The organism is Cellvibrio sp. ATLC23 (assembly GCF_057196725.1).
Genome location: NZ_JBXUOS010000013.1, coordinates 75,748 through 89,530, shown reverse-complemented (window position 1 = coordinate 89,530; position 13,783 = coordinate 75,748). Strand labels below are relative to the sequence as shown.

Annotated in this window: 10 protein-coding genes; 2 read left to right on the top strand and 8 right to left on the bottom strand. The window is 48.8% G+C overall.

Features of this window, described 5'->3' with window-relative positions:
• Positions 1 to 18: 18 nt before the first annotated feature.
• The 7 genes from AC2CG4_RS17875 to leuC form a co-directional block, all read right to left on the bottom strand.
• The gene (locus AC2CG4_RS17875; RefSeq protein WP_484487566.1) at positions 19 to 645 is read right to left on the bottom strand and encodes a phosphoribosylanthranilate isomerase; all 627 of its coding nucleotides are present in this window, start codon (positions 643 to 645) and stop codon (positions 19 to 21) included.
• A gap of 121 nt (positions 646 to 766) precedes the next feature.
• Positions 767 to 1,660 (bottom strand): tRNA pseudouridine(38-40) synthase TruA, encoded by an 894-nt coding sequence (gene truA, locus AC2CG4_RS17870; RefSeq protein ID WP_484487565.1) that lies wholly within the window; start codon positions 1,658 to 1,660, stop codon positions 767 to 769.
• An 86-nt stretch (positions 1,661 to 1,746) separates the two neighbouring features.
• A complete protein-coding gene (locus tag AC2CG4_RS17865; RefSeq protein WP_484487564.1) occupies positions 1,747 to 4,887 on the bottom strand; it encodes a motility hub landmark protein FimV in 3,141 nt (1,046 codons plus the stop codon).
• 366 nt (positions 4,888 to 5,253) lie between these two features.
• A complete protein-coding gene (asd, locus tag AC2CG4_RS17860) occupies positions 5,254 to 6,360 on the bottom strand; it encodes an aspartate-semialdehyde dehydrogenase (protein WP_484487563.1) in 1,107 nt (368 codons plus the stop codon).
• Between the two features lie 31 nt (positions 6,361 to 6,391).
• Entirely contained in the window at positions 6,392 to 7,474 is a 1,083-nt protein-coding gene (gene leuB / locus AC2CG4_RS17855; RefSeq protein WP_484487562.1) for a 3-isopropylmalate dehydrogenase, read from the bottom strand.
• A 30-nt stretch (positions 7,475 to 7,504) separates the two neighbouring features.
• Positions 7,505 to 8,152 carry a 3-isopropylmalate dehydratase small subunit gene (gene leuD / locus AC2CG4_RS17850; protein WP_484487561.1) on the bottom strand — a complete coding sequence of 216 codons (648 nt, stop codon included), beginning with the start codon at positions 8,150 to 8,152 and terminating at the stop codon, positions 7,505 to 7,507.
• A 12-nt stretch (positions 8,153 to 8,164) separates the two neighbouring features.
• Positions 8,165 to 9,589 carry a 3-isopropylmalate dehydratase large subunit gene (gene leuC / locus AC2CG4_RS17845; protein WP_484487560.1) on the bottom strand — a complete coding sequence of 475 codons (1,425 nt, stop codon included), beginning with the start codon at positions 9,587 to 9,589 and terminating at the stop codon, positions 8,165 to 8,167.
• A 177-nt stretch (positions 9,590 to 9,766) separates the two neighbouring features.
• Between leuC and AC2CG4_RS17840 the strand changes: the two genes are divergently transcribed.
• Together AC2CG4_RS17840 and AC2CG4_RS17835 are read left to right on the top strand one after the other, a co-directional pair.
• On the top strand, positions 9,767 to 10,645 hold the full coding sequence (locus AC2CG4_RS17840) for a LysR family transcriptional regulator (protein ID WP_484487559.1): 879 nt from the start codon (positions 9,767 to 9,769) through the stop codon (positions 10,643 to 10,645).
• 110 nt (positions 10,646 to 10,755) lie between these two features.
• Positions 10,756 to 11,508 carry a TIGR04219 family outer membrane beta-barrel protein gene (locus tag AC2CG4_RS17835; protein ID WP_484487558.1) on the top strand — a complete coding sequence of 251 codons (753 nt, stop codon included), beginning with the start codon at positions 10,756 to 10,758 and terminating at the stop codon, positions 11,506 to 11,508.
• Positions 11,509 to 11,558: 50 nt separating this feature from the next.
• Here AC2CG4_RS17835 and AC2CG4_RS17830 read toward each other — a convergent pair whose 3' ends face one another.
• Positions 11,559 to 13,736, bottom strand: a complete 2,178-nt coding sequence (locus AC2CG4_RS17830) for a patatin-like phospholipase family protein (RefSeq protein ID WP_484487557.1) — start codon at positions 13,734 to 13,736, stop codon at positions 11,559 to 11,561.
• Positions 13,737 to 13,783: the final 47 nt, after the last annotated feature.

The window sequence follows — 13,783 nt, the reverse complement described above, 5'->3', positions numbered from 1 at the left end:
GCCGACAATAAACTGCATTTAAGCTGCAGCATGTCGTGCATTATGGATAAAAGAGGTTATTTTGCCGTGATCTTTTTTACCGGGTGCCGATTCTACACCACCGCTCACATCAACCCCATAGACTTGGGTTGCCTGAATTGCGCTGGCAACATTAGCGGAGGTTAAGCCCCCAGCCAAGACCAAAGGTGTTGTAGAAAACTGAGGCACTCGCGCCCAATCGAATGTTTCACCCGTGCCACCGGGTACACCCGCGCGATAAGCATCCAATAAAATACCTGATGCGCTGGGGTACTGCGCGATGGCAGCGGCCACATCCAGCTCTGGCCGCACCCGAATCGCCTTCATGTAAGGGCGCGCAAAGGATTCGCAATAAGCCAGATCTTCATCGCCGTGAAACTGTAAAAGCTGCAGCGGCACTTGATTCAATACGGCAGTCACAAATTCTGGATCAGCATTGACGAACAAACCCGTCACCACTGTAAACGGCCCTGCAGCCAAAGCTATCGCACGCGCCTGTTCAATACCCACCGCCCGAGGACTGGCAGCGTAAAACACTAACCCCAATGCCTCTGCGCCAGCTGCAACCACAGCGCTAGCATCCTCTATGTTAGTAATACCGCAAATTTTGACACGCGCTCTGGACAAGCTCTGACTCTCCAATCGCTATTCGCGAACAACCAGAATGAAGGACTTGGCAAAAAATAAGGCGGGGATATTAACAGAATTAACAGCGAAAAGCCGCAAACTGCAAGGCTTCATTTTACGCTCAAGGTGCAAAGCCACCTAAAGGTTCAGTAAAAAACAATGGCCCCGGCAGGCAGGATGACAAACCAAAATGCTCAGGATAGTCAACACCAACGAGATAGAGACCAAAGGGTTTGGCAGTAACACCGGCAGCACTGCGATTTCGCGCCGCTAAAACCTCCGCAACCCAGCTCGATGGCTTATCGCCTGCCCCCACCGCCATCAACACCCCGACAATATTGCGCACCATGTGATGCAGAAAAGCATTGGCCTGCACCTCCAAAATAATTAACTCCCCTCGCCGCACCAGATGTATGTATTCAATCCGTCGCACCGGGCTTTTTGCCTGACACTGAGTTGCGCGAAAAGAGGTGAAGTCATGCTGACCAATCAGATGTGCCGCGGCCTCGCACATCGCTTCAACATTCAGCGGACGCGACGACCATGTCACTTGGTCATGCAACAAACCTGAGGGGGTTTTCGCATCGCTTATTAAATAGCGATAGGTACGATTGAGGGCACTAAAACGCGCATGAAACTGTGGCACCACCTCTCGCGCCCAACGCACCGTCACAGAATCTGGCAAGTGCGGCCGCACACCGCGCAACCAGGCTTTTTCAGGGCGAACAGCTAGAGTATCAAAATGGATTACCTGATTAGTGGCGTGCACACCCGCGTCCGTCCTGCCTGCACAAACCAGACTCACAGGCTCATTAGCGACAACAGATAAGGCCTTTTCCAAGGCCTGCTGCACGGTTTTTACCCCGTTTGGCTGCACCTGAAAACCGTGATAATCAGTTCCTTTATATTCAATCCCCAAAGCAATGCGATGCATCCCGTCCGGCCAAATAGTATCGGCTACCACCTCACCATTGCGGGCATAAGGCTTGGAACTGGGAACGTAGTTTTCACTCATTAGAAAGCAGCCATCACACTAAAACCAAATTGCACAAAATAAAAAAGCCTTGCACCGAAATGCAAGGCTTTTGCGATCCACAGAAATTACCCTATACGGCCAAGCAACTCATTTGCTTCTTTACGCTGCTCATCATTACCCTCACCCAAGACTTCAGAAAGGATATCTTTAGCGCCTTCACTATCACCCATGTCAATATAAGCACGCGCCAAATCAAGCTTAGTCGCGGCCTCATCAGCATCCGCCAGGAAGTCCAATTCAGCATCCATGTCGTCATCAGACAAGTCTGCAAGAGCCGTTTCATCGCTGGAAAACTCATTCAAGTCAATATCATCTGATTCAGCGGAGAAATCCGACAGAGCTTGTGCAAACAAATCTTCGTCATGCTCTTCTTCAGCATCAGCCAAGGCCGAGTCATCAGGCATTGATGCAGTAGGGTCCTGCACAGGCTCTGGTTGTGCAGGAATTTCATCCTGCAACTCTAGATCGACAATGCCATTGTCACTAACAAACTCAGTGCCGGCAAGCTCTGCAGGCTCAGTTAATTCGTTCAAATCCGCATCAAGCCCTGCAAGATCGAGATCATCTTCAGTCAGATCAAAATCCGGAATTAAATCATCAGCAGCAAGCGCTTCTGTTACATCAGTGGGCTGCTCCTTAACGCCAAGATCAGTCAAGTCTTCGTCCAGCTCAAAATCCATTGATGCATCAGACTTATCCAAATCGTCGGTCAGGCTAAGATTAGCGACTGATAAATCCCCGGATGCCGAGCCAGTATCTGAGAGTTCAAGATCCTCAGCGTCAAAATCATCTTCGAAATCCAGAGCAAGCTCATCAGCTGCTGAGTCAAGGGCAGCATCTGACTCACTCTCAATCAATAAGTCTTCGTCAAACTCAACATCCAGACTTTCCATTTCATGATCAAGTGCTGCCAAGTCGACATCTTCAACATTCATATCCAAGTTGAAATCATCTGCCAGTACATCGAGTGACTCTGACGCATCAGCAACAACCTCAGCTGATTCTTCTACTGAAGATTCGCTCAGCTCAAGATCATCATCCAGGTCAAAATTAAATTCATCTTCAATGGACGATGCCTTGACCTCCAGATCCTCCGGGAGCGTATCGGCACCCATATTATCGAGCGCTAATGACAACTCGGATAAGTCATCGACCTCGTCAGAACCCGCTAGATCATCACTTAAATCCAAATCGAATTCAGTTGCCGCTTCGGCAGAAGCACCCGCAACTGACGAGGTAAGATTGGACTCGTCATCATCTAAATCCAGATCAAAATCAAAACTGGAAGCTTCGCTTGCGGCAACCGGAGCAACAGACAAATCCTCATCCAGCTCCAGATCATCGAGAGAAAACTGATCTAGACCTGTATTTAGTGAATCACTGGAAGCCGAAACCCCAGGATCAAACTCATTTGCACCCGAGATCCCATCGCGCAACTCTGAAGCACGCGCCAGCAATGCACCGCCTGCAACAGGCAATAATGCAGCATAGTGCTTATCGAAAGCAGGAGCATTTTGCTGCTGGGAATAAACTTCGAGCAATTTCATGCGAATATCAGCAGAGTCTGGATCTTTCTGCAGCGCATTGAGGAGCATTTCTTCAGCTTGATCTAGTTTTCCATAAGCGATGTAGATATCAGCCTCGCCAACTACATCGCCAGTTTCAGCAACCGCCGGAGCCTCATTGCCCTCATCAAATAACGACGCCTCATCAATTTCATTAACCTGATCAATTTCATCAGCGGCCTCTTCATACTCACCGGCTGAATCGTCCATGACAAACACATCATCTTGCTCTTCCGCCGCTTGCTCCTCAGCTTGCTTGCGCCGACGATAAACAAAGTAACCGGCGCCCGCTAATCCCAGTACACCCAAACCAATCCAAGGGGCATTTTCGATTGCAGTATCAACAAATGTTGGTTGTGGCTTAGGGGGAACAATTACCTTCTTCGGAGGGGCTGGTTGTGGTGGTACCACAGCCGCAACACTGGACGCGGCCGACTCTGAGCTGGCAATAGCCGCAACCTCTGGGGTAGTTTCGGTTGCTGCTGGTTCTACGGCTGTTTGGCCCGTGGATTGTTCGGCAGAATTCTGTCCAGCAGCAACTTGTAGAGCACGCAGCTTCTCATTGCTAACCTCAACCAAACGCTCCATGGTTTGAATTTGCGCTTCAAGATCCTTTACCCGTGAGCTTAATTCTGTATTTTCAGCCTTCGACTTATCCAGCTCTTCCAATGTTACTGCGAGCTCAGACTCCAACGCCTTGCCCGCACCATCATTGGCACCACTACCCTGACCCGCACCGGTTGCACCAGAGGATGGAGCCGCCAATTTGACTCTGCCGCTAGCTTCAGCAGACTCAGTGCGCGCAGTACTGGTACGACGCGATGCGTTTAACTGAGCACCAGACTCAGAATCACCTGTTGCCTGTGCAAATTGGCTCACTGCATCAGATTTATTAAGCGACTTCATCTCGCTGGCATCGGGAATACGCAACACTTGCCCGCGGCGCAAGCGATTGATATTGCCATTGATAAACGCTTCGGGGTTGGCACGGTAGAGCGCCATCATACTTTGATGGACGGAGACACTAGAGTCAGGACGCGCGCGCAACGCTATTTCCCACAATGTATCGTTACTGCGGACTTCGTATTGATCGCCACTCAAGCTGGGCTGACGAGATACAGAAGCCTGACGTGTTTCAGCAGAGCCGGAGGCAGCCCTAGGTATGGAGGAGGTTGTACGCGGTTGCTGCCTGGGGGTACTGGTTACAGCTGCCTGTACGGCTTGCGTAGAACCTGATTCGTCGAAAGTAGGCAGATCCATCAACAAGGTGTATTCACGCAACAGGCGACCAGCAGTCCAACGCGCCTCAATTAAGAAATTCAAATAGGGTTCACGCACAGGGTTGCGCGAAGTAATGACCACCTTGGGTCCATCGGCAGCGGCAAGATCAACTTGGAATTGAAACTCAGTGTAGAAAAACAAGCGATCCACGCCATTGCGTTCAAAGTCAGCAGGAGACGCCAAAGCAACTAAAATCTGCTCTGCCGTAAGGTCGCGAGTATCAAGCAGCTTAACCTCAGCCTCCAACGGCTGATTGAGCGTTGACTTGAGTTTAACCTCACCTAACCCCAAGGCACTGGCGTAGGGCGACACCACAATGGATGTAAGACCACAGGCTAAAACCAACTGACGAAGACGCATAGCGCTATCCTTTTATTATTCCACGGCTGAACCAAACACAATTAGCCAGACATATTAGTTGATTAACACAGTTTGAAGAGTAGATGAAAAACTGTGCCGGCGAGGTAAAAAACCTCGAATGAATCTTCAGTATCGTTCGTAAGTATTCATTATAAATAGGTTTTTATCAATACTTGGGGTCTTGACAAAGACCTAACAAAACGACTTTTTGGGTGATTTTTTGCCGTGTTTTTGTAAAAGTGTGAAAAACAACTGACATTTAAATCCTTATTCACCCCCAAATTGGTTATAAAAAGCAAAAACCCCAAGATTATATTCAATCTTGGGGTTTTGATTTTTACCTAACCGACAAACAAAAAGAACCGCTTATTTAGCTTCTTTGAGGATGCGTAGCATACGACGCAAAGGCTCAGCAGCACCCCACAACAATTGGTCGCCGATCACAAAGGCAGACAGATACTCTGGGCCCATATTCAGCTTGCGCACACGGCCAACACCAATATTCAAACCACCGGTGATAGACGCTGGCGTCAACTCTTGCTCAGTAATGCTGCGATCGTTTGGCACAAACTTCACCCAGTCATTACCTGACTTAATAATGGACTCGATCTCGCTGAGCGGCAGATCTTTCTTGAGTTTGATGGTCAAAGCCAAGCTGTGGCAACGCATTGCACCAATACGCACGCAAAGACCATCAACAGGGATAGTCGCATCAGTACCCAAAATTTTGTTCACTTCCGCCTGACCTTTCCACTCTTCTTTGGATTGACCATTGTCCAATTGCTTATCGATCCAAGGAATCAGACCACCCGCCAGCGGTGCCGGGAAAAACTCACGGGGCACGTCATTGCGAATGGTGTTAGCTACTTTCCTGTCGATATCCAAAATGGCGGATGAAGGGGTTGCCAACTCATCAGCAACCGCATCATGAATTACACCCATGCCTTTCAACAGTTCGCGCATGTGATTGGCACCACCGCCCGAGGCTGCTTGATAGGTCATGGAGCTAACCCAATCCACCAAACCAGCATGAAACAGACCGCCCACACCCATCAACATGATAGAGTTAGTGCAGTTGCCGCCAATGAAGTTTTTAACACCCTTTTTCAGGGCAGAATCAATAACAGCACGGTTCACTGGATCAAGAACAATAACCGCATCATCTTCCATACGCAGACTGGAAGCTGCATCAATCCAATAGCCATTCCAACCTGAAGCACGCAGCTTCGGGAAAATCTCGCTAGTGTAATCACCGCCTTGACAGGTAATGATTGCATCCAACTGCTTCAATTCTTCAACAGAATAAGCATCTTTCAATGCGGGCAAACCAGCCGCTACCGCTGGCGCAGCGCCACCTACGTTTGAGGTGGTAAAAAATACTGGCTCGATATCCGCAAAATCATTCTCTGATTGCATACGCTCCATCAATACGGAGCCCACCATACCGCGCCAACCTACAAAACCTACTTTCATCTCAGTCTCTCTTTATTTCACAAGCGAAAATTTAAGCCAATGCTGTCACAACAGCATCGCCCATTTGCGAGGTAGATACTTTGGTCTTACCTTCGGTATAAATATCGGCGGTGCGGAAACCCTGATCCAACACCTTGCCGACTGCCACTTCAATGGCATCCGCCACCTGCGGATAACCGAGCGAGTAACGCAACATCATCGATACCGACAAAATTGTCGCCAGTGGATTGGCGATGCCCTGACCGGCGATATCCGGTGCAGAACCGTGGCAAGGTTCATACATACCGCGACCGTCTTTATCCAAGGAGGCCGATGGCAGCATACCAATCGAACCGGTCAACATAGCAGCTGCGTCGGACAAAATATCACCAAACATGTTGCCCGTCACCAATACGTCGAACTGTTTTGGCGCACGCACCAGTTGCATGGCAGCGTTATCGACATACATATGGGACAGTTCTACATCGGGATACTCTTTATGCAGAGTGTCCATCACTTCGCGCCACAGGATAGTCGCTTCCAGCACGTTTGCTTTGTCCACCGAACAGAGCTTTCCATTGCGTTTGCGTGCCATTTCAAAGGCTGTACGGCCGATGCGGATAATCTCGCTTTCGGAGTATTTATAGGTGTTGTAACCCTCGCGCTCGCCGTTTTCCAAGACACGAATACCGCGCGGCTCACCAAAGTAAATACCGCCAGCCAGTTCGCGCACAATCAAGATATCCAAACCGGAAACCACTTCAGGCTTCAGCGAGGAGGCATCAACCAATTGTGGATACAAAAGTGCCGGACGCAGATTGGCATACAACCCCAATTGCGAACGGATTTTTAGCAGGCCTCTTTCCGGGCGAATCGAGCGCTCCAGCTTGTCCCATTTGGGACCACCGACAGCACCCAGCAAAATTGCATCCGCTTGGCGCGCACGCTCCAGCGTTGAATCAGCTAAGGGAACGCCGTGCACATCAATCGCACAGCCGCCCATCAATTCATTTTCAAAGGTTAAACCCAAGTCGAATTTAGCATTAACTACATCTAACACTTTACGCGCTTCGCGCACGATTTCTGGACCTATACCATCGCCTTCCAGAATTAAAATATGTTTGCCCACAAGCATTCTCCAATTAAAAAATTCTTATTTCGCCACTCACTTAACTACATCAAACAACCAGGGTGCCTCAACACGCTTTTTTGCTTCATAGGCGCGAATCGCATCGGCATGCTCAAGGGTTAACCCTATATCGTCCAAACCATTTAACAAGCAGTGCTTGCGGAACTCATCGACTTCAAACGCAAAGCTCTCACCGCTTGGGGTTTTAACTAGCTGCGCGGGCAAATCAATGGTTAATTGATAGCCTTCTGTCGCGTACATTTCCTTGAATAACTGATCGACAATCTGATCGTTTAAGACTATCGGCAGCAAGCCATTTTTGAAGCAGTTGTTATAAAAGATATCGGCAAAACTAGGGGCGATAACACAGCGAAAGCCGTAATCATCCAGCGCCCAAGGGGCATGTTCACGGCTTGAGCCACAGCCAAAATTTTCACGCGACAAGAGCACTGTAGCGCCCTGATAGCGCGGAAAATTCAAAGGGAATTCTGCGTTGACTGGGCGACCTTCACAACTTTGATCCGGCTTGCCTTCATCGAGGTAGCGCAATTCATCAAACAGGTTTTTGCCGAAGCCAGTGCGCTTGATCGACTTCAAAAACTGCTTGGGGATAATCATATCCGTATCGACATTGGCGCGATCCATAGGAGCCGCCAAACCTTGTAATACAGTAAAACTTTTCATGCTCGGCTCCTATTAATTAACAAACGTACGCACATCGACAAAATGACCAGCAATCGCTGCTGCTGCTGCCATGGCCGGGCTAACCAAGTGGGTTCTGCCACCGTAACCCTGACGACCTTCAAAGTTGCGATTTGAGGTAGATGCGCAGTGCTCACCATTGCCCAACTTATCGGCATTCATCGCCAAGCACATGGAGCAACCTGGCTCGCGCCACTCCAAACCGGCGGCGATGAAAATCTCGTGCAGACCTTCCGCTTCGGCTTGCGCTTTAACCGCACCAGAACCGGGAACCACAATCGCTTCTTTTACAGATGATGCTTTAGTGCGACCTTTAACTACAGCAGCTGCCGCGCGCATATCTTCTATACGCGAGTTGGTGCAGGAGCCGATAAACACGCGATCCAACTTGATTGAAGTAATAGTCTGATTCGCCTGTAAGCCCATGTATTGCAAGGCGCGCAACATACCTTCGCGTTTTACTGGATCAGTCTCTTGCGCCGGATCAGGCACTTTATCTTCTACTGACACCACCATTTCTGGCGAAGTACCCCAACTCACTTGCGGCTTGATATCAGCGCCATTGAGTTCAACTACCACATCAAAATGGGCACCTTCGTCACTTACATAGTTGCGCCAGTCAGCAACCGCCTTTTCCCACAAGTCGCCTTTAGGGGCATAGGTTCTGTCTTTTACATAATCGATAGTTGTTTGATCCACCGCGACCATACCGGCGCGTGCGCCCGCTTCGATCGCCATGTTGCATACAGTCATACGCCCTTCCATGCTCATGTCGCGGAACACTTGACCGCCAAACTCCATCGCACAGCCGTTACCGCCAGCAGTGCCGATTTTGGCGATGATGGCGAGCACTACATCTTTTGGCGTCACACCCAAACCGAGTTTGCCATCCACTTTGACCAGCATGTTTTTCATCTTTTTCGCGACCAGGCATTGAGTCGCCATGACATGCTCTACTTCGCTGGTGCCTATACCATGGGCCAACGCACCTAAAGCGCCATTGGTTGCGGTGTGAGAGTCGCCGCAAACCACTGTCATACCCGGCAAACAGGCGCCGGTTTCCGGGCCGACGACGTGCACAATTCCTTGGCGATGGTCATTGATCTTGAACTCGACGATACCAAACTCATCGCAGTTATCATCAAGGGTTTGCACCTGGATTAATGACACAGGGTCCTCAATCCCTTTAACACCATGGGCACGCTCTTTTTGCGTAGTTGGAACGTTGTGATCGGGCGTGGCAAGGATGGAATCCACCCGCCAAGGCTTGCGGCCAGCCAAACGCAAGCCATCAAACGCTTGGGGCGACGTCACTTCATGCACTATGTGACGATCGATGTAGATAAGGGCTGAACCATCATCGCGCTGCTGCACCAGATGGGCATCCCAAAGTTTGTCGTAAAGCGTTTTAGCGGCCATGGTGAATCTCCAAAAGATCGGCTTACACGGTATTTGTTCTGGATCAGTCAAAATTCCCCCTGCAGGAACCCCGAAGATCATTTTGTAGAGAGCGATGGTACGGCCATGCAACCCATAAAACAAATTTATCTTTTTTATGGTTTGCATTCCCAACAGAAATAATAGGAAAATAAAGCGATGGATACCCAACATTTACACGCATTTGTGGCGATTGCCGAACAGGGCTCATTCTCTGCAGCAGCCGAACGCCTACACCTGACCCAGCCCGCGATTAGCAAACGCATTGCGCTACTGGAAGATCAACTCAATGCATCTTTATTTGATCGTATGGGGCGACAAGTGGTGCTGACCCAAGCAGGTCAGCTTCTGTTAAGCAAAGCCAAGTTAATCTTGGGTGAAGTGGCGGCAACACAGCGTGCAATCGCCGATTTGCAAGGGCATATCCAGGGCAAACTGAGCATCGCTACCAGCCACCATGTAGGGCTACATTATTTGCCGCCCTATTTGCGGGACTTCTCAACACGTTATCCGCAAGTAAAACTGGATTTACACTTCCTCGATTCGGAGCAGGCTTACCATGAAATACTCCAAGGCAGATACGACATCGCCATTATTACGCTCGCGCTGCAACAAGACTCGCGCCTCCACAGTGAAACGCTCTGGCACGACCAACTCCACTTCGTCGTCGCGCCCACCCATGCACTTGCAGCGCAATCGCATCTTCAGCTGGCCGATTTAAGCCTCTATCCATCAATAATGCCCGATACCAACACCTATACCACGCAACTCATTAAAAACCTGTTTGACTTACAACAGTTACCACTGGCTACCGGCATGGTATCCAACCATCTAGATACGATTAAAATGCTGTTAAGTATCGGATTTGGTTGGGGCGTTTTACCCCAACGTATTATTGATGACAGCTTGCATATTTTGGATGTAAATCAACCTCCCATTATGCGCCCGCTAGGCTATATTCATCACAGCCAACGAACGTTGAATAATGCGGCACGGGTCTTTTTGGATCTATTGCAGCAAAAAGCCATTGAGACCTAACCATCAGGTTGCCGAAACCATAACTTGTCACAGAGTTTTCATCAGCCTCGAATTACACTGCATGATAAAATTTCAACTCAAGCCTTTCAATTTAAGCCTAAGGATGCCCCATGAAACCACGCTCGTTTTTAATCAGATTATCACTCAGCGCACTCGCACTTACCGCAGCACACCAAGGGCATGCGGATACTGTCTTTGGCGTTTATGCTGGCGCAGGCATATGGCAGAGTGAATACTCAGGTGATATAGGCAACCCTGCAACATCCGCCGACGACTTGGGTATGAGCGATAACAATAACAACTTCTATTACATTGCCGTCGAACATCCCGTGCCATTTCTTCCGAATATTAAAGTTCAGCAAAACAACATCACCAGCAAACAGAGCAGCGTGCTTGAAAACAACTTAAGCATTGGGACTATCACCTACCCCAGCGGCACCACTGTCGCAACGGATTTTGATTTGAGCTATACCGATGCAGCCCTTTATTACGAGCTGCTCGATAACTGGCTAACACTCGATCTTGGCGTCACATTGAGAAAATACTCCGGCTACTTAAAAGCGGAAAGTTCCGGGTTAAGCGACAACACCGATATTGATCTTGCACTCCCCCTCGCCTACGGACACATGCAGTTTGACTTACCATTGACCGGCTTTTTTGCAGGATTTGAAGGTAATTACATCAGTTACGATGGCAATGACTTAGCCGACTACAGCGCAAAAATAGGCTATTCATTTGATTCAGCGTTAGATATTGGCGTTGAAGTGGGATATCGCGCACTGACTGTCAATATTGACGATGATGAAGTGCAAACAAATTTAGATATAAAAGGACCCTACGCGGCAGCCATTTTTCATTTTTAAGCAATCATTGCGATAAGCCTCATTGCGAGGCTTATCGCATACTCCAATTATTAAAAAGCACCCAGCTTAAAATACAAATTGTAGTCGCCACTAAATGTGAATCCGTACCCTAAATATAAGGGGCCCAATGGCGTCTCCCCACCTAAATAAAGCACCCCGGAATCCAACCACCGGTCTGTTTGAGTCATAGTGTAAATCGTTTGCAGTTTGGCCGCCTCTAACGCAAACCCCATACGCAAGTCACCATTTAATCCCAAGGGCATGCGCCCAATAATACGCTCCGCGCGCAGGTGGGAATAAAATGCATCGTCGCCAATGATTTGATTGCTGGCATAACCAGACAAATTCAGAAATCCGCCTAACATCACCGCATCATAAAACGGCAGTTCATCCTCTAGTGAAGCCACATAGAGCCCACGCACGGCAAAAACAAAATCATTGAGTTTATAAGCCTGCCCAACATCAACTGAAAGCTTTTTGTAGCCTTCATGATGAGCGTCAAAAAAAGTAATCTCGCTACGCCAGCCATGGGAAGGGAAATAGATACGGTTACGTCGATCCAAATTTAACGAAAACTCAACGCCGCCATAACGCTCATCTACATCCGGCAATGTTACTGCACTTAGATCGGCAGTGCCTTTGATTCGGTATTCGCGCCACCCTATTGAAGACTGACCATAAACACCCAAATTGGTCCCCAACAACAACTCAGAATAGGATGTATCTAGCTGATACTCTGCAATCTCCATATCATCGGCAAACAGGCCAATTATTTCACGCTCTTTAAAATAACGCGGCTCGATAAAAAAATGGTGCCGGTAATCGACTGGCTGGTAAAAGTCCAGCTCTAGAGCCGACTCGGTGCCCACATCTATGGCTGCAAAAAATTCTCCGCCGTAATCATTCATCCAGGTGTTGCGATAGGCGCTGCGCAAATTAAAATTGGAACCCTTGCGATACTCATTATCAATAGAAAAACCAAAGGTCAAATAATCCGAACTCCATGCTTTTTCAGTAGCGGTAATTTCAAGAATATTTTTTCCCTCTTGCGCAACGATACGGTAATCCACTCCATCGTAAAAACCGTCGCCATAAGCGCGCACCAAATCCTGTTCCAATTGAGCGCGATTCAGTAGCTGCCCCTCTTGCTGCTGAATTTGTCGCGCAACATATTGAGGGTGAACCCGTCGCAAGGGTGAAATAACAACTTGATCGATATAGATTTCTTTTTTACGGCCATCTTTATTTTTCAGCTGCCATGCGGCGTAAGTCTTTTGGTCAACAGACAGTTCGCGCAAGGTCAAAACCTGCCGCTGCGCAGCGGTTCTTCCTATATCAGCTGCCTCCTCATAACGGGCAAAATCAGTGGCTTTAATATCACCCAGCTCAGGAGCAATATAAATGTCACGCCCGGTCAGACTAGCAAGCGAGCGCTCCACATTTTGCTTGGTTAAAATCCCAATCATTTGCGCCGTTACACTTAACAGTGAACCAATACTTTCCGGCGGTTTTAGCGGAGAGCCCACATTGACGGCGATAACCCGATCCGCTTTGCACAAATCCCGAGCCACTTCGATAGGCAGGTTATCGACCAAACCGCCGTCAACCAATTTCCGGTTTTCATACTCTACCGGCGCCATCAACCCGGGAACCGACATGCTGGCTCGCATGGCTTGAGTCAAACTGCCACTGCGGAAAACAACACGCTCCCCCGTACCTATATCGGTTGCGACTATGGCAAGTGGTAAACTCAGCTCTTGAATTTCACGCTCCCCTAAGTCTGCATCCACCAGTTGATTAAAAAATAGTTTTATTTTTTCACCGGCAACAACACCCGGTTGGATTTGCACACCATTTTTGGTCAACCCCATTTCAGTACCGGCAAGGTAACGTTTGCTGACCTTTTTCTTGCGATAACTGAGCTGGGAAAAGTCCGCCACATCAAGGAACATATCCGTCCAATCTGCTACCGCAAGCTTGTCGCGCATAGTTTGCGGTGATAATCCCGCAGCATAAGAGCCCGCAACTAAACCACCCATACTGGTTCCCACCACACAGTCAACAGGAATTCGCTCGCGCTCTAATACTTCCAGAACCCCAATATGGGCCGCACCGCGAGCGCCGCCACCGCCCAGCACCAATGCAATACGCCCAGAATCACTTGCATTAACCCAAGGTGACAAGATGCCGATCAGTACCGCAGCAATCGTCTTTCTATTCAACTGCACAGAATCATCCTTTTAAGGAAAAAGTAATTTTTCATGTATAGCAAAAC

Coding starts and splice junctions, on each gene's coding strand:
- truA (WP_484487565.1), bottom strand. CDS start 1,660: ATGAGTGAAAACTACGTTCCCAGTTCCAAGCCTTATGCCCGCAATGGT.
- AC2CG4_RS17865 (WP_484487564.1), bottom strand. CDS start 4,887: ATGCGTCTTCGTCAGTTGGTTTTAGCCTGTGGTCTTACATCCATTGTG.
- asd (WP_484487563.1), bottom strand. CDS start 6,360: ATGAAAGTAGGTTTTGTAGGTTGGCGCGGTATGGTGGGCTCCGTATTG.
- leuB (WP_484487562.1), bottom strand. CDS start 7,474: ATGCTTGTGGGCAAACATATTTTAATTCTGGAAGGCGATGGTATAGGT.
- leuD (WP_484487561.1), bottom strand. CDS start 8,152: ATGAAAAGTTTTACTGTATTACAAGGTTTGGCGGCTCCTATGGATCGC.
- leuC (WP_484487560.1), bottom strand. CDS start 9,589: ATGGCCGCTAAAACGCTTTACGACAAACTTTGGGATGCCCATCTGGTG.
- AC2CG4_RS17840 (WP_484487559.1), top strand. CDS start 9,767: ATGGATACCCAACATTTACACGCATTTGTGGCGATTGCCGAACAGGGC.
- AC2CG4_RS17835 (WP_484487558.1), top strand. CDS start 10,756: ATGAAACCACGCTCGTTTTTAATCAGATTATCACTCAGCGCACTCGCA.